The organism is Micromonospora sp. BQ11 (genome assembly GCF_052068135.1).
Classification (GTDB): domain Bacteria; phylum Actinomycetota; class Actinomycetes; order Mycobacteriales; family Micromonosporaceae; genus Micromonospora.
This window is the reverse complement of record NZ_JBQHDB010000001.1, coordinates 244,826-269,142: the sequence shown is the minus strand read 5'-3', so window position 1 is coordinate 269,142 and position 24,317 is coordinate 244,826. Positions and strand designations below refer to the sequence as shown.

21 protein-coding genes are annotated in these 24,317 nt (G+C 72.5%); 9 read left to right on the top strand and 12 right to left on the bottom strand.

Annotated features, from left to right (window positions below; translation table 11 throughout):
* Positions 1 to 32 precede the first annotated feature (32 nt).
* On the top strand, positions 33 to 929 hold the full coding sequence (locus ACTMSW_RS01370; RefSeq protein ID WP_441178553.1) for a helix-turn-helix domain-containing protein: 897 nt from the start codon (positions 33 to 35) through the stop codon (positions 927 to 929).
* Positions 930 to 1,194: 265 nt separating this feature from the next.
* Here the strand turns inward: ACTMSW_RS01370 and ACTMSW_RS01365 are convergent, their stop codons facing one another.
* A complete protein-coding gene (locus ACTMSW_RS01365; RefSeq protein WP_441178552.1) occupies positions 1,195 to 1,416 on the bottom strand; it encodes a hypothetical protein in 222 nt (73 codons plus the stop codon).
* A gap of 52 nt (positions 1,417 to 1,468) precedes the next feature.
* Positions 1,469 to 2,509, bottom strand: coding sequence for a S66 family peptidase (locus tag ACTMSW_RS01360; RefSeq protein ID WP_441178551.1), 1,041 nt, complete (start codon positions 2,507 to 2,509; stop codon positions 1,469 to 1,471).
* Positions 2,510 to 2,942: 433 nt separating this feature from the next.
* Here ACTMSW_RS01360 and ppc point away from each other — a divergent pair, with 433 nt between their 5' ends.
* Positions 2,943 to 5,729: a phosphoenolpyruvate carboxylase gene (gene ppc, locus ACTMSW_RS01355; RefSeq protein WP_441178550.1), complete on the top strand. Its 2,787-nt coding sequence runs from the start codon at positions 2,943 to 2,945 to the stop codon at positions 5,727 to 5,729.
* A gap of 106 nt (positions 5,730 to 5,835) precedes the next feature.
* Here ppc and ACTMSW_RS01350 read toward each other — a convergent pair whose 3' ends face one another.
* The gene (locus tag ACTMSW_RS01350) at positions 5,836 to 6,675 is read right to left on the bottom strand and encodes a hypothetical protein (RefSeq protein ID WP_441178549.1); all 840 of its coding nucleotides are present in this window, start codon (positions 6,673 to 6,675) and stop codon (positions 5,836 to 5,838) included.
* 55 nt (positions 6,676 to 6,730) lie between these two features.
* Between ACTMSW_RS01350 and ACTMSW_RS01345 the strand changes: the two genes are divergently transcribed.
* Both ACTMSW_RS01345 and ACTMSW_RS01340 read left to right on the top strand, forming a co-directional pair.
* Positions 6,731 to 7,915 (top strand): DNA recombination protein RmuC, encoded by a 1,185-nt coding sequence (locus tag ACTMSW_RS01345; RefSeq protein ID WP_441178548.1) that lies wholly within the window; start codon positions 6,731 to 6,733, stop codon positions 7,913 to 7,915.
* Between the two features lie 133 nt (positions 7,916 to 8,048).
* Entirely contained in the window at positions 8,049 to 11,306 is a 3,258-nt protein-coding gene (locus ACTMSW_RS01340; protein WP_441178547.1) for a S8 family serine peptidase, read from the top strand.
* Between the two features lie 307 nt (positions 11,307 to 11,613).
* Here ACTMSW_RS01340 and ACTMSW_RS01335 read toward each other — a convergent pair whose 3' ends face one another.
* The gene (locus ACTMSW_RS01335; RefSeq protein ID WP_441178545.1) at positions 11,614 to 12,063 is read right to left on the bottom strand and encodes a hypothetical protein; all 450 of its coding nucleotides are present in this window, start codon (positions 12,061 to 12,063) and stop codon (positions 11,614 to 11,616) included.
* A gap of 39 nt (positions 12,064 to 12,102) precedes the next feature.
* Complete coding sequence (locus ACTMSW_RS01330; protein ID WP_441178543.1) at positions 12,103 to 13,089, bottom strand: 4-hydroxy-3-methylbut-2-enyl diphosphate reductase; 987 nt, start codon at positions 13,087 to 13,089, stop codon at positions 12,103 to 12,105.
* A gap of 205 nt (positions 13,090 to 13,294) precedes the next feature.
* On the opposite strand from ACTMSW_RS01330, the gene xseA reads away from it, so the two are divergent.
* The gene (gene xseA / locus ACTMSW_RS01325) at positions 13,295 to 14,461 is read left to right on the top strand and encodes an exodeoxyribonuclease VII large subunit (protein ID WP_441179037.1); all 1,167 of its coding nucleotides are present in this window, start codon (positions 13,295 to 13,297) and stop codon (positions 14,459 to 14,461) included.
* Positions 14,462 to 14,521: 60 nt separating this feature from the next.
* Positions 14,522 to 14,734: an exodeoxyribonuclease VII small subunit gene (locus ACTMSW_RS01320; RefSeq protein WP_441178542.1), complete on the top strand. Its 213-nt coding sequence runs from the start codon at positions 14,522 to 14,524 to the stop codon at positions 14,732 to 14,734.
* 96 nt (positions 14,735 to 14,830) lie between these two features.
* Here the strand turns inward: ACTMSW_RS01320 and ACTMSW_RS01315 are convergent, their stop codons facing one another.
* From ACTMSW_RS01315 to ACTMSW_RS01305, 3 genes are all read right to left on the bottom strand, one after another.
* Complete coding sequence (locus ACTMSW_RS01315; protein ID WP_441178541.1) at positions 14,831 to 15,667, bottom strand: hypothetical protein; 837 nt, start codon at positions 15,665 to 15,667, stop codon at positions 14,831 to 14,833.
* Positions 15,668 to 15,912: 245 nt separating this feature from the next.
* The gene (locus ACTMSW_RS01310) at positions 15,913 to 16,707 is read right to left on the bottom strand and encodes a hypothetical protein (RefSeq protein ID WP_441178540.1); all 795 of its coding nucleotides are present in this window, start codon (positions 16,705 to 16,707) and stop codon (positions 15,913 to 15,915) included.
* Positions 16,708 to 16,810: 103 nt separating this feature from the next.
* Positions 16,811 to 17,524, bottom strand: coding sequence for a DUF4245 domain-containing protein (locus ACTMSW_RS01305; protein WP_441178539.1), 714 nt, complete (start codon positions 17,522 to 17,524; stop codon positions 16,811 to 16,813).
* 157 nt (positions 17,525 to 17,681) lie between these two features.
* Between ACTMSW_RS01305 and glpX the strand changes: the two genes are divergently transcribed.
* On the top strand, positions 17,682 to 18,716 hold the full coding sequence (gene glpX, locus ACTMSW_RS01300) for a class II fructose-bisphosphatase (RefSeq protein ID WP_441178538.1): 1,035 nt from the start codon (positions 17,682 to 17,684) through the stop codon (positions 18,714 to 18,716).
* Positions 18,713 to 19,729: a DMT family transporter gene (locus ACTMSW_RS01295; protein WP_441178537.1), complete on the top strand. Its 1,017-nt coding sequence runs from the start codon at positions 18,713 to 18,715 to the stop codon at positions 19,727 to 19,729. Before glpX ends, ACTMSW_RS01295 begins: the two co-directional genes overlap by 4 nt.
* Positions 19,730 to 19,732: 3 nt before the next feature.
* Here ACTMSW_RS01295 and ACTMSW_RS01290 read toward each other — a convergent pair whose 3' ends face one another.
* Positions 19,733 to 20,668 carry an NAD-dependent epimerase/dehydratase family protein gene (locus ACTMSW_RS01290; RefSeq protein WP_441178536.1) on the bottom strand — a complete coding sequence of 312 codons (936 nt, stop codon included), beginning with the start codon at positions 20,666 to 20,668 and terminating at the stop codon, positions 19,733 to 19,735.
* A gap of 137 nt (positions 20,669 to 20,805) precedes the next feature.
* On the opposite strand from ACTMSW_RS01290, the gene ACTMSW_RS01285 reads away from it, so the two are divergent.
* Positions 20,806 to 21,495, top strand: coding sequence for a TetR/AcrR family transcriptional regulator (locus ACTMSW_RS01285; protein ID WP_441178535.1), 690 nt, complete (start codon positions 20,806 to 20,808; stop codon positions 21,493 to 21,495).
* 19 nt (positions 21,496 to 21,514) lie between these two features.
* Here ACTMSW_RS01285 and ACTMSW_RS01280 read toward each other — a convergent pair whose 3' ends face one another.
* From ACTMSW_RS01280 to ACTMSW_RS01270, 3 genes are all read right to left on the bottom strand, one after another.
* A complete protein-coding gene (locus ACTMSW_RS01280; RefSeq protein WP_441178533.1) occupies positions 21,515 to 22,483 on the bottom strand; it encodes an NAD(P)/FAD-dependent oxidoreductase in 969 nt (322 codons plus the stop codon).
* 112 nt (positions 22,484 to 22,595) lie between these two features.
* On the bottom strand, positions 22,596 to 23,249 hold the full coding sequence (locus ACTMSW_RS01275) for a rhomboid family intramembrane serine protease (protein WP_441178532.1): 654 nt from the start codon (positions 23,247 to 23,249) through the stop codon (positions 22,596 to 22,598).
* Positions 23,250 to 23,361: 112 nt separating this feature from the next.
* Complete coding sequence (locus ACTMSW_RS01270) at positions 23,362 to 24,060, bottom strand: lytic transglycosylase domain-containing protein (protein WP_441178530.1); 699 nt, start codon at positions 24,058 to 24,060, stop codon at positions 23,362 to 23,364.
* Positions 24,061 to 24,317 lie beyond the last annotated feature (257 nt).

The following is a 24,317-nucleotide window of genomic DNA, read 5'->3' as shown; positions in this document are numbered from 1 at the left end:
GCGCGCCGGTGACGACGACCTGGGGAGGACGTATGCCGGAAGGCGTCGGCAGTGACCCGCGTCAGAAGACCTCGCCCGCCCGCTGGCGGGTGCTGGGCCACCCGGACGGGATCCTGGCGTACCAGGTGCACTGCATCGTCGAGCACCACGGCTGGTCCCAGCCCGCCGCGGAGACGGTGCACAAGGTCATGCTGGGCCGGGCGGGGGTGTACCGGCGCCGGCTCAACGGCCGCACCGCCTTCTCCGACGCGACCGCGGTGCTGCTCCTGCGGCCCGGTGACGAGATGGCGGTCGCCCACCCGTTGGGCTGCGGCGACTCGTACACCTGCCTGGAGATCGACCCGGAGGTGCTTGCCGAGCGGTCGGACACGGAACGCTGGTTGCACACCGCCGGCTGGGAGGGCACCTCGGACGGCACGCTCGACCTGGCCCACCGCATGCTCGTCGCGCAGTTCCGGCGTGGTCTGGACCGCTTCGAGATGGCCGAACGGATGCACCGCTTCCTCGACCGGCTGCTCCGCCACGCCTCGCCGGACCGCGACCTGGCCGGGGTGGACCCGGACCTGGACCGGGCCGTCGGCCGGCGCGCGGCCACGCTGGCCGCACACCGGCACCTGGCGGACCGGGCGCGGGAGGTGCTCGCGGAAGGGGACTTCTCACTCGGCCTGGCCGAGGTCGCCCGGGAGGTGGGCGCGTCGCCGCACCACCTCAGCCGCGTCTTCCAGCGGGTCACCGGGAGCAGCCTCACCGCCTGGCGCAACCGGGTGCGGGTACGGGCGGTGCTCGACACACTCGCCGAGGCCGACGGGCCGCCGTTGCGGGTGGTCGCGTCCGCGTACGGCTTCGCCGACCAGGCGCACCTCACCCGGGTGGTCCGGGAACAGATCGGCCACCCCCCGGCCCGCCTCCGCCATCTCCTCACCGCCTGAGGTGTAAGGAAGGGCCCCCCGTTAACGCCTGCGGTAGAGGAAGGGCCCCTTGTTAACGGCGGAACCGGACCGCGCGCAACCGAGCAAGAATCTTCAAGACCCGGCCACCTGCCCGCGCCGAGGATGGACGACGTCCCCCGGATGCCGCCGACGCGGTGGGGGCGGAGTGGGCGGACCTGTTCGGGGAGGCCCGCAGCTCCGCGCCCGCGCACACCCCTTGACAGGGGCGGTGCGCGGTCCGCCACCGCCGTCGGCGGCGCCGGGGTCAGAAGCCGAGCACCGTCAGCCCGACCTTCCGGGCGAGCCACTCGGCGCGCTCCGGCTCCTGCCCGCCCACGAACATCCGGTCGCGGCCCCGGGCGTGCAGCCAGTGGCCGTACGCCTCGACGTAGCGGGGCAGACCGGAGTGCCGCCCGGTACGCGCCCACAGCTCCACGACGATCTCCCGCAGGCCGGCCAGGGCCAGCAGGCCGCCGGCGGCGTTCATGGCCTGCTGGACGTCCCGGGTGCGCGGATCGGGTACGCGACGGAGTTGCCCATCAGTAGCGCACCGAGATCCGCCGGGCCACCGCGTCGACCCGGACGTCCCCGCCGTACGGAACGATCAGCTGCGGGTCGGTGTGACCCAGGTCGACGTCGAAGACCACCACCGCGTCCGGGTGGTACGCGGCCAGCGCCCGGGTCACCGCGTCCCGCTGCTCGGCGACGTAGACCTCCTTCTCCGCCGGGGACAGCGGCCGGTCGAAGTTCCATGCCTTGGCCCGCCCGACCAGTACGGCGGGGAACGTGCCGAGCAGACCGCGCTCCCCCAGGTTGCGCAGGATGCGGAACACCTCGGTGGCCGACGGCAGCTCCTCGGAGGTCTCCAGCACGAAGACCGAGCCGGCGAGATCCGCCACGGGGGCGACCCGGTCGGCGGCGAGCAACCAGTTCAGCACCTCCAGGTTGCCGCCCCAGGCCGGGCCCTCGACCAGCGTCGCCGGGCCCTGCCAGCGCCAGCCCGAGCCGGGGACCATGGGCGGTTCGTGGGCCAGGCTCGCCGGGTCGTTCCAGTCGTTGGGCTGGTCGCCCCACTCCGTGGCCGGGGTGAGGTCGTACCAGCCGGTGGTGAACAGGGCCGCGCGCAGTGAGTCGGCGGTCAGCGGGTCCAGCCGGCCCGGCCGGCCGAGGTGCACCAGCACCGATCCGCCGTGGTAGCTGACCATCCCCAACCGGTGCAGGTGGTTGAGGACGTTGGTGTTGTCCGAGTATCCGAAGTAGGGCTTCGGGTTGGCCCGCAGCACCTCGTCGTCCAGGTATGGGGTGACGGTGATCAGGTCGTCCCCGCCGACGGTGGCGAGAACGGCGGTCACCGACGGGTCGGCGAAGGCGGCGGTGAGGTCCCGGGCCCGGTCGCGCGGGTCGGCGCCCAGCACGCGGGTGGTCGGGTACTCCACCGGCTCCAGGCCGAACTCCTCGCGCAGCCGGCGCAGACCCAGCTCGTGCACGTGGGGGAAGAGGGCCGGCAGCCCGGCGGACGGTGAGACGACCGCGACGCGGTCGCCCGGCTTCGGCTTGGGGGGATACCTCAGCGACGTCATGCCTGGACGCTACCGACGGCGGCGAGCGGGTTTCGCCACGCAGCCGCCCGGCCGGATGCCGGGTGGCAAAATGCCCTGTAGTACCACAGATCATCCCTGTACGACCCCACGCCCGCGACATGCCGACCGGGGTCCCGTCCGGCGACCGTCGACCACCGACCGCGTCGTCCCATCGTCTGGACACCACTCGGCGTGCCGGGTGTGCTCACCGCCACGATCTTTTACGCCCGCCGCCGGGCGGGTCGCGCCGCCCGGCGACCCGGCGGCCTGCCGACCAGCGCAAACGCCGAGCCCGACGACGGAGGTGTGAAGAGGGGGCCCTTCTACAACGCCAGGCGTTAACAAGGGGCCCCTCCTTACATCGGGGTCGGCGCGGATACCATCCAGGGGATCGGACAGCGCTGTCCTTCGTACTCACGTAAGGAGCGCACCCGTGACCGACCAGCACGACCACGACGGCCCCGACGCCGCACTGCGCGCCGACATCCGCCGCCTCGGCACCCTGCTCGGTCAGACCCTCGCCCGGCAGGAGGGTCGGCCCCTGCTCGACCTGGTCGAGGAGATCCGTGCTCAGGTCCGGTCCGACGCACCGGCCGCCGCCCAGCGGCTCGGCGGCCTCGACGTCACCACCGGCACGAAGCTGGCCCGCGCCTTCTCCACCTACTTCCACCTGGCCAACATCACCGAGCAGGTGCACCGGGCCCGGGACCTGCGACGGCGGCGCGCCACGCACGGCGGCTGGCTCGACCAGGCGGCGAAGATGATCGCCGAACGCGGGGTGCCGGCCGAGGAGATCGCCGCCGCGGCCCGCCGGCTCGCCGTCCGGCCGGTCTTCACCGCCCACCCCACCGAGGCCGCCCGCCGGTCGATCCTGTCCAAGCTGCGCGCCATCGCCGACGAGCTGGACACCGAGACCGCCAACGCGATCCTGTACGGGGCCAGCGACGAGGGCCCGGCCAACCGCCGCCTCGCCGAACTGCTCGACCTCATGTGGCAGACCGACGAACTGCGGCTGGACCGGCCCGACCCCACCGACGAGGCCCGCAACGCCATCTACTACCTGCGGGACCTGTTCGCCGAGGCCGCGCCGCAGGTGCTCGACGACCTCGCCGACACGCTGCGCACCCTCGGGGTGGAGACGTCCCCGACGGCCCGGCCGCTGACCTTCGGCACCTGGATCGGCGGCGACCGCGACGGCAACCCGTTCGTCACCCCGACGGTCACCCGCGAGGTGCTGATCATCCAGCACGAGCATGGCATCGCCGCCACCGAGAAGGCGATGGACCAGCTCATCAACGAGGTGTCCGTCTCCCGGCGGCTGCGCGCGGTCTCGCTGGACCTCTCCGCCAGCCTCGCCACCGACCTGGACGCCCTGCCCGAGGTCGCACCCCGGTTCCGCCGGGTCAATGCCGAGGAGCCCTACCGGCTCAAGGCGCGCTGCGTGAAGGCGAAGCTGGCGAACACCCGGCAGCGGCTGCGGCAGGGCACGGCGCACGTGCCCGGACGGGACTACCGGGGTGCGACCGAGCTGATCGCCGATTTGGAGCTCCTGCGCGCCTCGCTGGCCCGCAACGCCGGGCAGCTCACCGCCGTCGGCCGCCTGGCGTCCACCATCCGTACGGTCTCCGCGTTCGGCCTGCACCTGGCGACGATGGACGTCCGGGAGCACGCCGAGAAGCACCACGAGGTGCTCAGCCAGTTCTACGCTGCGGTCGGCGAGGTCCCCGAATACGCGGCGCTCAGCCGGCTGGAGCGCACCAAGCTGCTCGCCGACGAGCTGACCGGCCGCCGGCCGCTCTCCACCGCCGACACCCCGCTGACCGAGGCCGCCCGGAAGACCTTCGACGTCTTCGGCACCATCCGGGAGGCGCAGGACCGGTTCGGCGCCGAGGTGATCGAGTCGTACATCATCTCGATGACGCTGGGCGTGGACGACGTGCTCGCCGCCGTGGTCCTGGCCCGCGAGGCCGGCCTGGTCGACGTGCACGGCCGCCGGGCCCGGATCGGGATCGTCCCTCTGCTGGAGACGCCGGCCGAGCTCAACGCCGGCGGCGAGCTGCTCGACGAGCTGCTCTCGCTGCCCGCGTACCGGGCGCTGGTCGCGGCGCGCGGCGACGTGCAGGAGGTCATGCTCGGCTACTCCGACTCCAACAAGGAGGCGGGCATCACCACCAGCCAGTGGTCGATCCACCGGGCCCAGCGGGCGCTGCGGGACGTGGCCGCCCGACACGGGGTGCACCTGCGGCTCTTCCACGGCCGGGGTGGCACGGTGGGCCGCGGTGGCGGGCCGACGCACGACGCGATCCTGGCCCAGCCGTACGGCACGCTGGACGGCGCCATCAAGGTGACCGAGCAGGGCGAGGTCATCTCCGACAAGTACACCCTGCCGGCGCTGGCCCGGGAGAACCTGGAGCTGACCGTGGCGGCGGTCCTCCAGGCCACGCTGCTGCACACCGCACCCCGGCAACCGGCCGAGATGCTGGAGCGCTGGGACGCGGCAATGGACGTGGTGTCCGAGTCGGCGTACCGGCGTTACCGGTCGCTGGTCGAGGACCCGGACCTGCCCGAGTACTTCTGGGCGTCGACCCCGACGGAACTGCTCGGCGCACTGAACATCGGCTCCCGACCGGCGAAGCGGCCGAACACCGGGGCGGGCCTGAGCGGGCTGCGCGCCATCCCGTGGGTGTTCGGCTGGACGCAGACCCGGCAGATCGTGCCCGGCTGGTTCGGGGTGGGCACCGGGCTGGCCGCCGCCCGAGAGGCGGGCCTGGCCGACGTGCTGTCCGAGATGAACCGCAACTGGCACTTCTTCCGGACGTTCCTGTCGAACGTCGAGATGATGCTGACCAAGACCGACCTGGGCATCGCCCGTCGGTACGTGGAGACGCTGGTGCCGAAGAAGCTGCACCCGATCTTCCACAAGATCGAGGAGGAGTACGAGCTGACCAGGCAGGAGGTGCTGGCGGTGACCGCCGCACCGGCCCTGCTGGACAACTCGCCGGTGCTCCAGCGCACCCTCGCCGTGCGGGACACCTACCTGGAGCCGCTGCACCACCTCCAGGTGGCTCTGCTGCGGCAGTACCGGGACTCCGGTGCCGCCGGACGGGCGGTGGTGACCGCACCGGGTGGCCGCCGTGCGCCGAGCGACGGCACCGCGCTGGAGCGGGCCCTGCTCACCACGGTCAACGGCATCGCCGCCGGCATGCGCAACACTGGCTGAGGTGTAAGGAAGGGCCCCCGCTTAACGCCTGGCGTAGAGGAAGGGCCCCTTCTTAACAGCAACTGTTAAGAAGGGGCCCTTCCTTGCATCCATCGCCCGGCGGCGCTCAGAAGTCGCCGCCGCCGAAGTCGCCGCCGCCGAAGCCGCCGCCGAAGTCACCACCGCCGCCGAAGTCGCCCGCCTGGTCAGCACCGCCGACGTCGGCGCCCTGGTCACCGCCGCCCTGGTCGTCGCCGCCCTGGTCGTCGCCGCCCTGGTCGTCGCCGCCCTGGTCGTCGCCGTACCCGGCGCCGTCCTGGAAACCCTCCTGGTAGCCCTCGCCGTAGCCGTAGCCCGGGTCGCCCCAGCCGGGCGAGAAGAGGGCGTCGGCGATCAGCAGGCCACCCACGACGCCGGCGCCGGCGCCCAGCGCCGTCTTCCACCACGGCGTCGAGTACCAGCCGGCCGGAACGGGCCGCCCCTGGAACCGCCCACCGGGGTAGTAGTAGGGCGTGTCCCCTCCGGGCTGCGGGCCGGCCTTGAAGGTCTGTCCCTGCACGTCCACCTGACGCTCGCGGGTGAGCTGGCCGGCACCCCGGGCCGCGGCCAGCGGCGGCAGCTCCGGGCCGGGGTCGATGCCGAGCGCCGTCCGGGCCGCCCGGATGTACGCCAGCCCCTCCAGCGCGGTCTCCCGGGCCAGCGCGAACTGCTGCGGCGTCCGCGCCTGCTCCAACTGGGACCCGGCGGCGTTGTACCGCTCACCGGCGTCGGCCAGGGCCTGCCGCACCGCCGGCTGCTCGCCGTGCAGGTTCATCAGCTGGCCGCCCAGCCGCTCGTACCACCGCTGCGCCTCCGCGCGCGCGTCACCGAGTTCGTCACCCCGGCGGGCCCTCGCCTGGGCGCTGACGACCGCGATCGCGACCACCGCACCGACGGCGAGGATGCCGAGACACAGCAGAGTCTCCATGGACCGCTACGTACCCACCGTTCGTAGGTCGTACCCGTTTGGCAAGCTCTGCGGCATGAGCTTCTCGACGCTGGCCGTGGTGGTCGTCTGCCTCGCCGTGGGCGGCGCGCTGGGTTGGCTCGCCGCGCGGTCCCGCGCGGCGGCGGAGATCGCCCGGCTGGAGGCCACGCTGCAGGCCACCCGCGACGGCGAGGGCCGGCTGGAGCAGTCCATGCGCGCGCTGAGCTACGAGGCGACGGCCCAGTCCCAGGAGGCGGTCGCCCGCGCGGTGGCTCCGCTGCACGACACGCTGCGCCGCTACGAACTGCGGGTCGCCGAGCTGGAGCGGGACCGCGTCGACGCGTACGCGGAGCTGCGCGAGCAGGTCCGCGCGATGTCCTCGGTCTCCGGTGAGCTGCGCACCGAGACGAAGCAGCTGGTGGCGGCGCTGCGGGCGCCCCAGGTGCGGGGCCGCTGGGGCGAGCACCAGCTGCGGCGGATCGTGGAGGCGGCCGGCATGCTGGAGCACTGCGACTTCGACGAGCAGGTCACCGCGTCCACCGACCACCAGGGAGTCCGCCCCGACCTGGTGGTACGGCTGCACGGGGGCCGGTCGGTGGTGGTGGACGCCAAGGCGCCGTTCGACGCGTACCTGACCGCGATGGAGGCGCGCGACGAGCGCGGCCGGGACACCCACCTCGACGCGCACGCGCGGCACCTGCGCATGCACGTGGACGCGTTGGCCGCCAAGTCGTACTGGTCCGCCTTCGACATCACGCCGGAGTTCGTGGTGCTCTTCGTGCCGGCCGACCCGTTCCTCGACGTGGCACTCCAGCGGGACCCGACGCTGCTGGAGCACGCGTTCGCCCGCAACGTCGTGCTGGCCACGCCGGCCACCCTGGTCGCCCTCCTGCGGACCGTCGCCTACTCCTGGCGGCAGGAGGTGCTGGCCCGTAACGCCGCCACCGTGCACCTGCTGGCCCGGGAGCTGTACGGGAGGCTGTCCACACTGGGCGACCACGTCGGCAAGCTCGGCGCGTCGCTGGGCGGCGCGGTCACCGCGTACAACCGGGCGGTCGGTTCGCTGGAGGCGCGGGTGCTGGTCAGCGCCCGCAAGCTCGCCGAGTTGGGCGTCTCCGACCAGGAGCTGGCCACGCCGGCCCAGATCGAGCTGGCCCCCCGCCAGCCGCAGGCCCCTGAGCTGCTCGAACAGTCCGATGAGGCCGGTCCGCCGCGCTCCGGAGTGGAGCACCAGATGTGACAATGCGTGTATCCGCATGTCACGAGATGGTCACAACGAACTCGCCGGTAGTGACACGCCCATCGACAGCGCGAAGTATTTCGCTCACGCGTGCCCTGCATCTGAGGGCCCTGTTCTCTGGAGGAAAGAGAACGTGAGCAAACCCCGAAACCTGAGCCGGCGTACCTCCGCCGCGCTCTTCGCGTCGGTCATGGCGGCAAGCGCCGTGACCGTCGCGGGCGGTGCCGCAACCGCGAGCGCCGCACCTTCCGGACCTGACACCGCGCCGGCCACCCCGGTGGAGGCGTTGGGGTCGCACGACGCCAAGCTGCTCGCCGAGGCGGAGGCCGAGAAGGCCCCCACCGTCACCCTGATCGTCGCCACGGAGAAGGGCCAGGCCAAGGACGTCGCCGACGACCTGAACGGCCTCGGTGCCGCCGTCACCGAGCGGTACGACACCATCGGTTACGTGCTGGCCACGGTGCCCACCGACAAGGTCGTCAAGGCGGCCACGCTGCCCGGCGTCTCCGCGGTCGACCTGGACGAGACGATCCAGCGGCCGGAGCCGAAGCCGGAGGCCGCAGCCTCCGGGCGGAAGGCGGCGGAGCAGGGCGCGACCCTTCCCGGCCCGAGCGACGCCACCCGCGCGGCGAACCCCTACATGCCGACCAACGAGACCGGTGCCGTTCGCTTCGTCGAGCAGCACCCGGAGTGGGACGGTCGGGGCGTCACCATCGGCATCATGGACTCCGGTGTGGACCTGGACCACCCGGCGCTCCAGAAGACCACCACCGGCGAGCGCAAGATCGTCGACTGGGTCACCGCCACGGCTCCGGCCGAGGACGCGACCTGGCGTCCGATGGTCACCGAGGTGACCGGTCCGTCGTTCGCGGCGGGCGGCGCGACGTGGACCGCCCCGGCGGGCACCTACCGGTTCAACCTCTTCCGTGAGTCGATCACCGCCGCCAGCGACCCGGGCGGCGACGTCAACCGGGACGGCGACACCACCGACGTGTGGGGCGTGCTCTACAACCCCGCCACCAACGACATCTGGGTGGACGTCAACCAGAACAACGACTTCACCGACGAGGCCCTGATGCGGCCGTACCGGGAGAAGTTCGACATCGGGCACTTCGGCACCGACAACCCGGCCACCGAACTCCGGGAGCAGATGCCGTTCGTCGTCGAGTACCGCAAGGCCGTGCCGACCAGTTCCGGTCCGGTCGACTACGTCAACATCGGCATCGTCGAGGACGCGCACGGCAGCCACGTCGCGGGCATCACCGCCGCGAACGACATGCTCGGCAACGACGTCTTCGACGGGGCAGCGCCCGGCGCCAAGCTGGTCTCCGCCCGCGCCTGCGTCTGGGGCGGCGGCTGCACGGCCGCCGCTCTCACCACCGGTATGGCCGACCTGGTGATCAACCGTAAGGTCGACGTGGTCAACATGTCGATCGGTGGCCTGCCGGCGCTGAACGACGGCAACAACGCCCGCGCCGAGCTGTACAACAACCTGATCACCACCTACGGCGTGCAGCTCGTCCTTTCGGCCGGCAACAGCGGCCCGGGTCTCAACACCGTCGGCGACCCGTCGGTGGCGGCGAACGCGATCAGCACCGCGGCCAGCATCAGCCGGGACACCTGGCTGGCCAACTACGGCTCGGTGGTGCAGACGAAGAACGCCATGTTCAACTTCTCCTCGCGCGGCCCGAGCGAGGACGGCGACGCCAAGCCGAACATCACCGCTCCCGGCTCCGCCATCTCCACCATCCCCGCCTGGCAGCTGGGCAGCCCGGTCGCCGAGGCCGGCTACGCGTTGCCGCCGGGCTACGGCATGTTCAACGGCACGTCGATGGCCGCCCCGCAGGCCGCCGGAGCAGCCGCGCTGCTGCTCTCGGCCGCCAAGGCGACCGACAAGGGCGTCACCCCGGCCGCGCTGCGCCGGGCGCTGTACAGCTCGGCCAAGCCGATCGAGGGCGTCCCGACGTACGCCCAGGGCTACGGCATGGTCAACGTGCCGGGCGCCTGGAACCTGCTGCGCAAGGGCGTCGAGACCCGCTCGTACACCTCGGAGGCCCCGGTCTGCACGGTGCTGTCCGAGCAGCTGGCCACCCCGAACCGGGGCGGGGGCGTCTACAACCGCTGCGCGTCGGCCGAGGGCGGCCACGCGGTCGGCCAGAGCAAGACCTACCAGGTCACGCTCACCCGCACCAGCGGTCCGGCTCGCGGCGTGAAGCACAACATCACGCTGCGGGGCAACGACGGCACCTTCACGGCGCCGAAGATCGTCTGGCTGCCGCTGAACAAGGCCGTCACCGTCACCGTCAAGGCCAAGCCGACGACGGCCGGGGCGCACGGCGCCCTGATGCTGGTCGACGACCCGGCGACCAACACGGTCGACTTCGAGGTTTCCCTCGTGGTCGTCGCCTCCAACGACACCCAAAAGCCGGACTACACGTTCTCGGCCGAGGGCTCGGTGGACCGCAACGGCTTCAGGTCGTACTTCGTGACCGTGCCGGAGGGCGCGGGTGCGCTGCAGGTGAACCTGTCCGGCATCGCCACCGGTTCGCAGACCCGGTTCATCGCGTTCAACCCGTACGGCGTTCCGGTGGAGAGCACCTCCAGCCTGGTCTGCTTCACCAACTTCTCCGACGCCAACGCCTGCAAGCCGCAGGAGCGGGACTACCAGAACCCGATCCCGGGCGTCTGGGAGATCGAGGTCGAGTCGCGTCGCACCTCGCCGTCGCTGGACAACCCGTTCCAGCTCACGGCACGGGTCCAGGGCGTCGCGGTCGAGCCGGCCGTGGTCGAGCTGCCGGCGGTCCAGGCCGGTGTGGCGACCCCGGTCACCTGGAACCTGACCAACACCTTCGGCCCGGTCTCCGTGACCGGGCAGGGCGGCCCGCTCTCCAGCGTCCGGGACGAGCGCCCGACCATCGCCGAGGGCGCGTCGCAGGAGTACCTGGTCGAGGTGCCCGCGGGCGCCTCGCAGTTCACCGCCCGGATCGGCAACCCGGCCGACGCCAGCGCCGACCTGGACCTGTTGGTCTACCGGGGTACCACCCTGGTCGGCCAGGCGGCCGACGGTGACTCCGAGGAGGCGGTCACCCTCGCCAACCCGACGCCGGGCACCTACCGGGTCGTCGTCGTGGGTTACGCGGTGGGCGGTCCTGGCGGCAGCACGGCGTACGACTACCGGGACTCGTTCTCGTCGTCGGCGCTGGGCAGCCTGGCGGCCCCGACCACCCCGCTCACCCTGGCCCACGGCGCCACCGCCACCCTCACCGGTACGGTGACCGCCCTGGCCACCCCGGCCGCCGGCCGGAAGCTGTACGGCGAGCTGGCCGTGGTGACCACGGAGGGCGCGGTCGTCGGCCGCGGCGCGGTCTCCATCGGCGCCGTGAACAACTGATCCGTCCGTAACACCCGCCGGAGCCCGTCCCCGAACCACGGGGGGCGGGCTCCCGCGCGTCCGGGGCGAGGCACGCGCCGGGGACGGGCCGTCCGGACGACCCCGAGCAGCCGATCGAGGACCGCCCTCATTGCCGCAGCGCAGTCATTCAGCTCGATGAGGTCCGCACCGACACGAACATCCTGATCGGCAGCGGCGACGTGGTGGTCCGCGCGGTCAACCGACCTGCGGCCCCGACCAGCGGAGGCCCGCTCCCCGTCCGGGGGGCGGGCCTCCTGCCGTCGTCGGTGCGGTGGGGCGTGGCCGGTCAGGACCGGCGGGCGCTCTCCACCAGGAACGGCGTTCCCTGCTGGCAGGTGGTCATCACGTCGGCCTGCACCCGGCCGGAGACGGTGACCTTCGTGCCGGGGGTCAGCACGTCCCGCGGACCGCCGATCAGCAGGAAATTGTCGAGGAGCACGCAGTTGGGCTCCACGCCGGCCCTGACCGTGCCGGTGAGCTCGGTGGCGCCGACCGGCGGGGGCTTGGTCGGGCCGCCGGGCTTCGGGCTCGGCGGCAGGGCGGTCGGCGGGGGCGGGGTGGGCCCGGTCGACGGGACGCCGTCCGAGGCGCTCGGGTCGGGCGAGGGGGCGCTGGTCACCGGCTGGGCTCCCGTCGGGGTGGGGGTGGGGGTGCCGTCGCCGCCGCCCTGGCCGCCGCAGGCGCTCAGCGCCATGCAGACGGCCAGCGCGGGGACGGCGAGCCGTAGGTTCCTCATACCGTTTCGACGTGTGCGGGCCGGGTGTCGTTCCCGTCCTCAGCCACGCGCCGCCGCGGCCTTCATGTCCCGCTTCAACTCCTGCGGGAGCGAGAAGGTGAGGCGCTCGTTGGCGGTGACCACCTCGTCGACGTCGGCGAAGCCGCGCGCGGCCAGGTGCGCCAGCACGTCCTGCACCAACTCGTCCGGGACGCTCGCGCCGGAGGTCAGGCCGACCGTGGTCGCCCCCTCCAGCCACGTGTCGTCGATCTCGTGGGCGAAGTCGACCAGATGGCCGGCACGGGCGCCGGCGTCCAGGGCGACCTCGACGAGCCGGACCGAGTTGGAGGAGTTGCGCGAGCCGACGACGATCACCACGTCACAGTCCGGGGCGATCTCCTTGACCACGTGCTGCCGGTTGGAGGTGGCGTAGCAGATGTCGTCGCTGGGCGGCGACTGGAGCATCGGCAGGCGCTTCTTGAGACGGGCGACGGTCTCCAGCGTCTCGTCGACCGACAGGGTGGTCTGGGAGAGCCAGACGACCTTGTTCGGGTCGCGGACGGTGATCCGGTCGGCGTCCTCGGGACCGTCGACGAGCTGGATGTGCTCGGGGGCCTCGCCGGCGGTGCCGATGACCTCCTCGTGCCCCTCGTGACCGATGAGCAGGATGTCGTAGTCCTCGGCCGCGAACCGCTTCGCCTCCTGGTGGACCTTGGTCACCAGCGGGCAGGTCGCGTCGATCGCCTTGAGCGACCGCTCCTTCGCCTGCTCGTACACCTCGGGCGCGACGCCGTGGGCGGAGAAGATGACGGTGGCGCCCTCCGGCACCTCCTCGTTCTCCTCCACGAAGATGGCGCCCTGGGCCTCCAGGGTCTGCACCACGTGCTTGTTGTGCACGATCTGCTTACGCACGTAGATCGGGGCGCCGTAGAGCTTGAGCGCCTCCTCGACGGTCTGCACCGCGCGGTCGACGCCCGCGCAGTAGCCGCGGGGCTTCGCCAGGAGCACGCGCTTGCCGGTCCGGGGGGTCGCCTCAGCCTGAGTCACCCGCCCATCGTACGTGCCGCCTCCGCGGGGGGCAGCGGCTGCGACCGTCGCCACAGCGCCGGGCCACCTTCGGGGTTGATCAAGGAGTTTGCGTCAGGAAACACGCCTGCGGTGACGCGAACTTCTTGATCAACGGGGTCGGTCATAGGGTGGGCGGGTGACCGACGTCCCGCGTAGCACCTCCGAGGAGCCGTGGCCGGTCCGCGTGGTCAGCCAGAAGGTGGGGGCCTGGATCGCCCGGCTCGGCTGGGTGTGGGTGGACGGGCAGGTGGCGCAGATCAGCCGCCGTCCCGGCGCCACCACCGTCTTCCTGACCCTGCGGGACCCCTCGGCGGACCTGAGCCTGACCGTCACCACGAACCGCGACGTGCTCGACGCCGGGGCGCCGGAGCTGCGTGAGGGCGCGCGGGTGGTGCTGCACGCCAAGCCGGAGTTCTACGCCGCCCGGGGCACGCTCAGCCTGCGCGCCGACGAGATCCGTCAGGTGGGGCTGGGTGAGCTGCTCGCCCGCCTGGAGAAGCTGAAGAAGCTGCTGGCCGCCGAGGGGCTCTTCGACCGGGCCCGCAAGCGCCGGCCGCCGTTCCTGCCCCAGCGGATCGGGCTGATCACCGGCCGCGCCTCGGCCGCGGAACGGGACGTGCTCACCAACGCCCGGCGGCGCTGGCCGGCGGTGGAGTTCCGCACGGTCAACGTGGCGGTGCAGGGCTCGGGCGCGGTCCCGCAGATCATGGACGCGCTCAAGGTGCTCGACGCCGATCCGAGCATCGACGTCATCGTCATCGCCCGGGGCGGCGGCAGCATCGAGGACCTGCTCCCCTTCTCGGACGAGGCGCTGTGCCGGGCCGTGTTCGCCTGCCGTACGCCGGTGGTCAGCGCGATCGGTCACGAGACCGACGCGCCCCTGCTGGACTACGTCGCGGACGTCCGCGCGTCCACCCCGACCGACGCGGCCAAGCGGATCGTCCCGGACCTCACCGAGGAGGTACGCCTCATCCGGCAGGCCCGGTCCCGGCTGGAACGCGCGGTCCGCAACCTGGTCGACCGGGAGTCGCACCGCCTCGACCTGCTCCGCTCCCGCCCGGTGCTGTCCCGTCCCCAGGTGATGGTCGACCAGCGCGCCACCGAGCTGTCCGCACTGCGCCGGCGGGCGGACCGGTGCCTGGACCACCGGCTGGCCGCCGGCGGCGAAGACCTGCGGCACACCCTCGCCCGGCTCCGCGCGCTCTCCCCCGCGGCGACCCTCGACCGGGGGTACGCGATCGTGCAGCGCGCCGACGGCCACGTGGTCCGCGCGGCATCCGAGGTCGCCAAGGGCGACCCGCTGCGGGTACGCCTCGCCGACGGGGAACTGGCCGCGACCGTCGACGGCTGAACACCCTCGACCCGCGAGCGCGCGTCGGTGGCGTCCGGCCCATGTGGTGGGATGGGTGCGATGACTGACGAGACGAAGGACGAGCGGCCCAGCTACGAGCAGGCCCGCGCCGAGCTGGCCTCGGTGGTGGAGCGGCTGGAGGCCGGCGGGACGACGCTGGAGGAGTCGCTGGCGCTCTGGGAGCGCGGCGAGAAGTTGGCCGACATCTGTCAGCAGTGGCTCGACGGGGCACGGGCGCGCATCGACGCCGCCCGGCAGGACGGCGAGTCCTGACCCGTCCCCCGTCGGGACCGCAGCGACGGGGGACGGCCGGACAGGCGCGGCCACGGGTGCGGGCGGGTGGCCGGAGCCACCCCGCCCGCCCGTCGGTCAGTTGAACAGGTTGTACAGCTCGGCCGGCGCCTCGACGACCTGGTCCGCCGGCGGCTTCTGCGCGGCGGTGGCGTTGCCGTAGTCCGAGTAGGTGATCCGGATCTCCTGGGCGGCCGTCTGACCGGCGGCCGGGATCTGGACGACCATCTCGTTGAGCCGCCCCTGCGGGTCCAGCTTCGCGGTGAACGGCACCGACTTCGCCTGCGGGCCGAGCGCGGTGACCACGGCCGGGTCGATCGAACCGGCCTCGGCCGCCTTCGACACGTCAAGCGTGCCCGCGTACGCGCCGGCGCCGGTCTCGCGTACCTCCGTGATGCCCTGCGTGAGCACGGCGCTGCCGGCCGGGTCGACCTGGTCGAAGTCGAAGCCCAGGCTGCGGTTGCCCTTGATCCGGGTCTGGTCGAGGTGCTGGTACTTGCCGAGGTTCAGCTTCTGCGCGCCCGGCACGCTGGTCGCGGTCTTGCCGCCCAGCTCCAGCTTGACCCAGCTGTCCGGCTTGGCGTGGATGAGGTCGAGCCTCATCGACAGGTCGTCGGTGGGTTGGCCGATGCTCACCCGCATCTCGGCGCTCTGGCTGGGCTCGTGCACCTGCCCCTCGGCGGTGGAGCCGGCGCCGGACATGGTGAAGCGGAAGTTGCCGTTGCTGATCTCGCGCGTCGAGTCGAGCAGGGCCTGCTTGGCGTCGCTGGACACCGGGGCGCCGGTGCCGGACGCGGAGGCGGTCGGGCTGGCGGAGGAGCCGGCCTGCGGGGTGCCGCCGGCGTTGCAGGCGACGAGGCCGGGGGTGAACAACGCGGCGGCCACCAGGCCGGCGCTCAGGCGTCGAACAGTCATCTGTGTCTCCCGTGGGGGTCACCCGGCCCGCCGGGGTGGCGGCCGGAAACCGGCCGACGCAGCAGCTGTGGGCTGCGCCGCGCGAGCGCCGTCCGTCCGCCGTGGCAGCGCCGGTCGGGTCGCACGTACCTAGTTCCCTGCGGTCACGCCGCACAATCACCGGTTCGTCCGGTTCCCTCGTCAGGAGGACCCGCACAGGCACGAAGAAGGGGGCGACCGACCGGCCGCCCCCTTCTCTCGTGGTCCTACTGGAACATCTGGTACGTCTCGGGGGACGCCTCGATGACCTTGTCCGCCGGCGGCTTCTGGGCGGCGGCGGCCTTGCCGTAGTTGGCGTAGGTGACCTTGATCTCGTGCGCCTTGGTCTCGCCCGCGGCCGGGATCGGGATCGCCAGCTCGGCGAGACGACCCTGGTCGTCCAGCTTGGCGGTGAACGGCAGCGCCTTGGCCTGGTCGCCCAGGGCCTTGACCAGGTCGCTGTCGATGGCGCCGGAGTCGGTCACGCCGGAGGCGTCCAGCTTGCCGGTGTAGGTGTTCTCAGCGGTCTTCTGCACGTCCGTGACGGCCTTGAACAGCGCCTCGGCACCGGCCGGGTCCGGGTTCTCCAGGTCCACGGCGAGGGCGTCCGAGTCCTTGATCTTGGACTGGTCGATGTGCTGGAACTTGTCCTTGAGCTTGGCGAACTGCGGGACGGACTCGGCCAGCTCGCCGAAGTCGACCCGGACCCAGCTGTCCTTCTCGATCATGATCATTTCCATGGCCATCGACGAGCCGGAGCCGTCGTTGAAGGACATGTCGAACTGGACGCTGTTGCTGGGCTTGTGCACCAGACCCTTACCGGTGAGGCCGTCACCGGCCATGGTGAAGGTGAAGTTGCCCGCGGCGAGCTCCTTGGTGGAGGCGCGCAGCGCCTCCTTCGGGTCGGCCGGGGCGGAGGAGGCGGCGGCGGTCGGCTCGGCCGACTCGGAGTTGCACGCGGCCACGCCGGGCACGATCAGGGCGGCGGCGAGGACGCCGACGGTCCACCGTCGAATGTTCACAGTTGTCTCTCTTCACAAACAGGTAACACCCGGCCGGAGGGTACGGCCGGGCACGAGCCGGGGCAGCCTAACGGATTCCTCCGACACGGTGGGGGTCACGGGCTCAGCCGAGCGCCCCGGCCAACGCCCGCAGCTCGTTGTCGCGCGCGTCGCCGACCACGATCACCGTCCGGGTCGGCTCCAGCAGCACCAGCGCCTGCTCGTTGCCCCGCGCGGTGTACCGCTGCCAGGTTCGTCCGTCCAGGTCGGCCTGTCCCTGCGGCTGCCCCTCGTCGGTCAGTTCGACCGGCAGCAGCCGCTCCGGCGGGACGTTGCTCTGCACGACCTGCACCGCGCGACCCTCCGGCGTCAGGAAGCCGATCCGGAGGGTGGCGCCTCCCTCCACGGTCTGGAAGGTCGCGTTGACCGTGCGCCAGCCGTCCCCCAGCCCACGGGGCTCGGCGACCGGGAAGGCGTTGGCGGCCCGGGCGGACTCGATCGCCGGCGCCGGGTCGACCGTCGTCGGCTGGTCGCCGCCGAGAAAGCCCCGGTAGAACGCGAGCAGCAGCGCGATCGGGACCAGCAGCACCAGCAGCGAGATGGCCATGTCCTTGGGCGACCGCTCCGACCGGGCGGCCTCCCTCGAGGCCGGCGGCACCGGCCGCTCCCCGGCCTCGGCGGGCGCGGCCGTGGGTGCGGCGGCAGGCTCGACCAGTGCCGGTTCCCCGGCGGGTACGGCCGAATCGGCGGGGCCGGGGCGTCCGGGGGTCACCGGCGGCTGGCCGTCCGGTGGCGTCTGGTCGGCGGGTACGCGGTCAGCAGGCTGTGCGGGATCCACCACGCCATCTTCGCAGCCGCCGAATGTGGCGTATCCAGGCCATCACCGCCCCGGCACCACGCCAGGTCCGTCATCGTGTGAGGATCAGCGACAAAGCCGGCAGCGGCGACGCCACACACTGCCGGTCCACCCCGCAACGCCGCGAGGAGGAGCCGTCATGACGACGAACACCAGGACGCGCATCCCACAGGATCTCGACCGCAACCTTGCCCTCGACCTCGTCCGGGTCACCGAGGCGGCGGCCATGGCCGCCGGCCGCTGGGTCGGCCGCGGCGACAAGGAGGGCGGCGACGGCGCGGCCGTCGACGCCATGCGCAAGCTGATCAACTCGATCCAGATGCGCGGCATCGTCGTAATCGGGGAGGGCGAGAAGGACAACGCCCCGATGCTCTTCAACGGTGAGGAGGTCGGTGACGGCACCGGTCCGGAGGTGGACGTCGCGGTCGACCCGGTCGACGGCACCACGCTCATGAGCAAGGGGATGCCGAACGCCCTCGCCGTGCTCGCCGTCTCCGAGCGGGGCGCGATGTTCGACCCGAGCGCCGTCTTCTACATGGAGAAGCTCGCCGTCGGCCCGGCCTACGCCGACGTGATCGACATCAACGCCGGCCCCGCCGAGAACATCCGCCGGATCGCCAAGGTCAAGGGCACCGACGTCTCCGAGGTCACGGTCTGCGTCCTGGACCGCTCCCGGCACGAGGACCTGGTCAAGCAGATCCGGCGCACCGGAGCGGGTATCCGGTTCATCTCCGACGGCGACATCGCCGGCTCGATCGCCGCCGCCCGCGGCGAATCCGACGTCGACGTGCTGATGGGCATCGGCGGCACCCCGGAGGGCATCATCTCCGCCTGCGCGCTCAAGTGCATGGGTGGGGCGATGCAGGCCAAGCTCTGGCCGCGCGACCCCGAGGAGCGGGAAAAGGCGCTGGCGGCCGGGCACGACCTGGACCGGGTGCTGGGCACCGACGACCTGGTCACCGGCGACAACTGCTTCTTCGTCGCGACCGGGGTCACCTCGGGTGACCTGCTGCGTGGTGTGCGCTACCGGGCCGGCGGGGCGTACACGCAGTCGATCGTGATGCGGTCCAAGAGCGGCACCATCCGGGTCATCGACTCGTACCACCGGCTGGAGAAGCTGGCCCTCTACTCGGCGGTGAACTTCGACGGTCGGCCCCTGGCCGAGCAGGAGTGACCGCGACCGGGACGACGGCACCGCCCACACTGTCGACCGCGCGGCGGGCCATCGGCCTCGGGCTGGCGGTCGCGTCGGGGGTCGCGGTGGCCGTGCAGTCCCGGATCAACGGCGAGCTGGGCGTACGGCTGGCCGACGGGATCGCCGCCGCGGTGGTCTCGTTCGGCCTCGGCCTGCTGGTGCTGCTGGTGCTGGTCCCGGGCACGCCGGGCGGCCGGCGGGGGCTGGTCGCCCTGCGGTCCGCCCTGCGTACGGGGGCTCTGCGGCCCTGGCAGTGCCTGGGCGGGGTGTGCGGCGCGTTCCTGGTCGCCGCCCAGGGACTCACCGTGGGAACACTCGGGGTGGCCGTCTTCACCGTGGCGGTCGTGGCCGGGCAGACCGGCAGCAGCCTGCTCGTGGACCGGGCCGGGGTCGGCCCCCTCGGCCGGCAGCCGGTCACCCCGGCCCGGCTGGTCGGCGCGGCGCTCACCGTGCTGGCGGTGCTCCTCGCCGTCGGTGACCGGTTCGGCGACCCGGACACCCTGGCGCTGGCCGTGCTCCCGCTGCTGGCCGGGGTGGGCATCGCCTGGCAGCAGGCCGTCAACGGGCGGGTCCGGGGCGCCGCCGGCAGCGCCCTCACCGCCACCCTGGTCAACTTCACCGTCGGCACGCTGGCGCTGCTGGCCACGTTCGCCGTCGAGGTGGCGGTCCGGGGCCGGCCCACCGGCGGCTTCCCGAGCGAGCCGTGGCTGTACGTGGGCGGCCCGATCGGGATCGCCTTCATCGCCCTGGCCGCCGCCATCGTCCGCTTCACCGGCGTCCTGCTGCTCGGCCTGGCCACCATCGCCGGGCAGATCGTCGGCGCGGTCCTGCTCGACCTGGTGCTGCCCACCGCGGCCTCGCGGCCCGGCCCGGCCACCCTGACGGGTGCGGCGCTGACCCTGGTCGCCGTTCTCGTCGCCAGCCTCGGCTTCCGCAAGCGGAAGGAAGGGCCCCCTCTTAACGTCTCCGGTAGAGGAAGGGCCCCCCGTTAACACCTAGCGGCGGCCGGCCGGCGCGTTACGCAGGGCCGTGACGGTGGCCGCCAGGGCGTCGTCGACCGGGGTCGGCGTGATGCCGAGGGTCTCCGTGGCGCGTCGGGAGTCCATCACGAACGGTCGGTCGAACTGGTACGCGGTCTCCCGCAGTTCCCGCGCCATCGGGCTGACCAGCCCGCCCAGCCACAGCCCCGCGTACGGCAGGCGGGTGAGCTTCGGGGCCGGCGCCCCGGCCAGGGCCGCGGCCCGGGTCGCCAGGTGCCGCGCCGACACGGCCGCCGCGCTGGGCACGTGCCAGGCCCGTCCCCAGGCCCGCTCGTCGGCGGCGGCCGCGACGAGCGTACGGGCGACGTCGTCGACGTACGTCCAGGTGTGCGGGGCGTCGAAGTCGATCGGCAGCACGACCCGCCGCCCGGCGAGCACCGGGAGCAGCAGCATCATCGGCAGGGAGACCGCACCGGCGCCCAGGTAGTCGGAGCCGCGCACCTCGGTGACCCGGGCCCGCCCGGCCCGGTGGGCGGCGAGCGCGTCGGCCCACATCCGGTTCCGGACCCGCCCCTTGACGCCGGTGGACGCGAGCGGGGTGTCCTCGGTCATCGGTCCGTCGACCGGCCCGTAGCCGTAGAGGTTGCCGACGGTGGCGAGCACCGCCCCGGTGCGCTCGGCGGCGGTGAGCAGCGCACCGGCCAGCGGCGGCCAGTCGGTCGGCCACCGGTGGTACGGCGGGTTGGCGCAGTTGTAGAGGGCGGCGGCGTCGTCGGTGAGGGCGGTGAGGTGGTCGGCGTCCGACGCGTCGGCGGCCACCCGCTCGACGCCCGGCAGATCGGGACCGGTGCCGCGCCGGGTGACGATCCGGACCTTCTCGCCGGCGGCGGTCAGGTGGTGGGCGGTGGCGGTGCCGACGGGACCGGCGCCGACGATGACGTGCAGGGACATCAGGAGTCACCTTCCGGAGCGGGGTTAGTTTTGGAGAGCACCGCTCTCGCACAGCAGCATCACACCCTCGGCGCCATCACGTCAAGAGCGGTGCTCTCGAATTTGATGTCCGCTCTCCATCGTGGCAGGGTGGACGCATGCCGGCTTCCTCCATCCGGGCGCGGGTCCGCGCCGAGATGATCGACGAGATCAAGGCGGTCGCCCGGCGGCACCTTGCCACCGACGGCGCCAACCTGTCCCTGCGCGCGGTCGCCCGCGACATGGGCATGGTCTCGTCGGCGATCTACCGCTACTTCCCGAGCCGCGACGACCTGCTCACCGCGCTGATCATCGAGGCGTACGACGCGCTCGGTGCTGCCGTGGCGACGGCGGACGCCGGGCGCGACCGGCTCGACCTGCGCGGACGCTGGTACGCGGCCTGCCGCGCCGCGCGGGACTGGGCGCTGGCCCACCCGGCGGAGTACGCGCTGCTCTACGGCAGTCCGGTGCCCGGGTACGCGGCACCGGACACCACCGTCGAACCGGCGCAGCGACCGCCGGTGACCCTGGTCGGCATCCTGCGCGACGGGCTCGCCGCCGGGCGGCTCACCGCGCCGACCGAGGAGCTGCCCGAGCCGGTGCGGGAGGACCTGGCGGCGATCGGTGCCGCGTTCTTCCCCGGCCTGCCCGAGGCGCTGCTCGCCCGGGGCATGGCCGGCTGGACCCAGCTCTTCGGGCTGATCAGCTTCGAGCTGTTCGGGCGGCTCAACCGGGCCGTGCCGCACCGCGACGAGTACTTCGACCACCAGATCGCCCTGATGGCCGACCTGATCGGCCTACCTGCCTGATCGCATCCGAGGGCGGTGCTCAGGTGCCGTCGGAGGAGTGCCCGGGGAACAGGTGCGCGCTCGGGTCGATGGCCACGGCCGCGTTGTTCACGGCGGTCGCCGCCTCCCCGAAGCCGGTGGCGATCAGGCGCACCTTGCCCGGGTACTCGGTGATGTCACCGGCGGCGAAGACCCGGGACAGGTTGGTGGCCATGGCGCTGTCGACGACGATGTGCCGGCGGTCCAGGCGCAGTCCCCATTCGGCCAGCGGCCCGAGATCGGCCGTGAAGCCGAGCGCCGCGATCACCGTGTCGACCGGCAGCAGCTCGGCCGCACCGCCGCGCACCGTGATCTCGGCGCCGCTGACGACACCATCGCCGTGCAGCCGTGTCACCTCGGCGTTCACCACCACGCGCACCGGCGTGGCCAGCACCCGCGCGACGGTGCCGGCGTGCGCCCGGAACCGCTCCCGGCGGTGCACCAGAGTCACCGAGCGGGCCAGCGGCTGCAACGTGCACGCCCAGTCGAAGGCGGAGTCGCCACCCCCGACGATCAGCACGTCCCGGTCGGCGAGCTCGGCCGGCTGCGGTACGAAGTAGACGATCCCGGTGCCGGTGAAATGCTCCGCGACCGGGAGCGGCCGAGGGGTGAAGCTGCCCAGCCCACCGGTGACGATCACCGCGCCACAGCTCACCTGCTCGCCGTCGGCCAGCCCGAGCACGGGGCGCCCGTCGGCGTAGGACAGCTTCTCCGCCCGGTTGCCGAGCAGGTAGCAGGGGTCGTACGGGGCGGCCTGCGCGACCAGGTTGGCCACCAGGTCCCGTCCCTTGACCGCGGGGAAGCCGGCCACGTCGTGGATCAGCTTCTCCGGGTACATGGCGGTGATCTGGCCACCGGGCTCGGGCAGCGCGTCGACCACCGCGACGGAGAGGCCCCGGAACCCGGCGTAGTAGGCGGCGAACAGCCCGGCGGGGCCGGCTCCGATCACCGCGACGTCAACCTCGCGCATGCATCCACCGCCGCTTTCCGCTCACGGACCAACGCGTGCTGGCCCCTGACGGTAGGGCGGGCGACCCGACCGGGCAAGCATGTCCCACGCGTGGCGGCGGACCGCTGCCGCGTCAGGGGAACCGGAGGGTGGACTCCGGGCGGTACGGCCCGTCGAGGTCCGGCCGGCGGCGCCGGAAGAGGACGGCCGCCACGATCCCGCCGAGGAGCCCGAAGAGGTGGCCCTGCCAGGAGATCCGCTCGTCGGTGGGGAGGATGCCGACCAACTGCCAGCCGTAGAGGAGGCCGACCAGCAGGAACACGGCGAAGTTCCACCAGCTCCGCTCGACGATGCCTCGGGTGAGCAGGATGCCGAGGTAGCCGAAGATGACGCCGCTGGCCCCGACCACGATCGAGTTCGACGAGCCGGTGAACCAGACACCCAGACCGCTGACCAGGACGATGACCAGGGTCGACCAGAGGAACCGGCGGGCGCCGGCGGCGAGTACGAACGTGCCGAGCAGGATCAGCGGGATGCTGTTGCTGTAGAGATGGTCGAAACCGTGGTGCAGGAACGGCGAGAAGAAGACCCCGTCGATCCCCTCGATGCGCTTCGGGATGATCCCCGCCGCGGCGTCGAGGCCGAAGGCCAGACCCTGGTCGACGGCTTCGACGAGGAAGAGGAACGGCACCACCGCGCACATCGCGACGAAGGCCCGGCCGAGCGCGGCGTAGAACGCCTCGGTGCCGAACCGGTTGGGGTCGCCGCTTCCTGGGAGCAGGGTCACCCGTCAAGAGCTATCAGGTGTGGGCCACAGCCGCCAGTCGGGCGACCGTCCGGCGTACCGACGACGACGGCGGGGTGTGTGGACTCCCACACACCCCGCCGCCAATCACCGATCAGTACCAGCCCACGTCCTGCGAGTGGGCCCACGCCTTGCACGGGGTGTCGTACCGGCCCTTGATGTAGCCGAGGCCCCAGGTGATCTGGGTGGCCGGGTTGGTCTGCCAGTCGTCCGCGACGGAGCCCATCTTGCTGCCGGGCAGCGCCTGCGGGATGCCGTACGCCCCGGAGGAGTTGTTGCGGGCCTTGTGGTTCCAGCCGCTCTCCTTGTCCCAGAGCTTGTTCAGGCACGGGAACTGGTCGATCGCGAAGCCGGCGTCGAGCATGAGCGCGCAACCGATCTCCCGGTTGCCGCTGAACTCGGCGCAGGAGGCGGGGATCGGGCCCTCGTACGGCTTGCTGGCGACCTTCTCCTCCGCGGCCTCGACGGCTGCCGCGGCCTTGACGGCGGCCTCCTCGGCCTTCTTCCGGGACGCGGCGGCGGCCTTGGCCCGGCGCGCACGCTCGGCGGACGCCTCGGCCGCCGCGGCGGACCGCAGCTTCGCGTGGTACTCGGCGGCCCGCTGCTGGGCGGACTGCACGCCGGAGGAGGTCTGCTGGTCGTTCACGGCCTGTTCGGCCGACACACCGACCCGTGCGGTCGGGTCCTGCCGGGTCTCGCGGTCGTCGCCCAGGTAGAAGCCGCCGGCAACGCCCACGGAGAGCAGCGCGACAGCAGCCGTGCGGGCGCCCAACCGGCTCCACAGCCGACTCACGAAGTGGTCCCTTCGTCGGGGGCACGGACACACGACACGGAACCGCGGAGGAGCCACGTCGTGAGCGCCCCGACCCTGCCGGTCGCAGCCGACGCACCGGTGGTCGCCGATGCCGTTCGCCGGATGACGAACGATCACCGACGATCTCTTCGGTGCGTGGGCGCCGTGGGACACCATCGCGCACAGTGAGGCTCTTGGGAAACCAAGAGATCAAAATGTGACCTGCGCCACACTAAATATACCCATGAAACCGATTT

Bases quoted from the DNA above. Each gene is read 5' to 3' on its own strand.
- ACTMSW_RS01370 (WP_441178553.1), top strand. From the start codon at position 33: ATGCCGGAAGGCGTCGGCAGTGACCCGCGTCAGAAGACCTCGCCCGCC.
- ACTMSW_RS01365 (WP_441178552.1), bottom strand. From the start codon at position 1,416: ATGAACGCCGCCGGCGGCCTGCTGGCCCTGGCCGGCCTGCGGGAGATC.
- ACTMSW_RS01360 (WP_441178551.1), bottom strand. From the start codon at position 2,509: ATGACGTCGCTGAGGTATCCCCCCAAGCCGAAGCCGGGCGACCGCGTC.
- ACTMSW_RS01350 (WP_441178549.1), bottom strand. From the start codon at position 6,675: ATGGAGACTCTGCTGTGTCTCGGCATCCTCGCCGTCGGTGCGGTGGTC.
- ACTMSW_RS01345 (WP_441178548.1), top strand. From the start codon at position 6,731: ATGAGCTTCTCGACGCTGGCCGTGGTGGTCGTCTGCCTCGCCGTGGGC.
- ACTMSW_RS01335 (WP_441178545.1), bottom strand. From the start codon at position 12,063: ATGAGGAACCTACGGCTCGCCGTCCCCGCGCTGGCCGTCTGCATGGCG.
- ACTMSW_RS01320 (WP_441178542.1), top strand. From the start codon at position 14,522: ATGACTGACGAGACGAAGGACGAGCGGCCCAGCTACGAGCAGGCCCGC.
- ACTMSW_RS01315 (WP_441178541.1), bottom strand. From the start codon at position 15,667: ATGACTGTTCGACGCCTGAGCGCCGGCCTGGTGGCCGCCGCGTTGTTC.
- glpX (WP_441178538.1), top strand. From the start codon at position 17,682: ATGACGACGAACACCAGGACGCGCATCCCACAGGATCTCGACCGCAAC.
- ACTMSW_RS01290 (WP_441178536.1), bottom strand. From the start codon at position 20,668: ATGTCCCTGCACGTCATCGTCGGCGCCGGTCCCGTCGGCACCGCCACC.
- ACTMSW_RS01285 (WP_441178535.1), top strand. From the start codon at position 20,806: ATGCCGGCTTCCTCCATCCGGGCGCGGGTCCGCGCCGAGATGATCGAC.
- ACTMSW_RS01280 (WP_441178533.1), bottom strand. From the start codon at position 22,483: ATGCGCGAGGTTGACGTCGCGGTGATCGGAGCCGGCCCCGCCGGGCTG.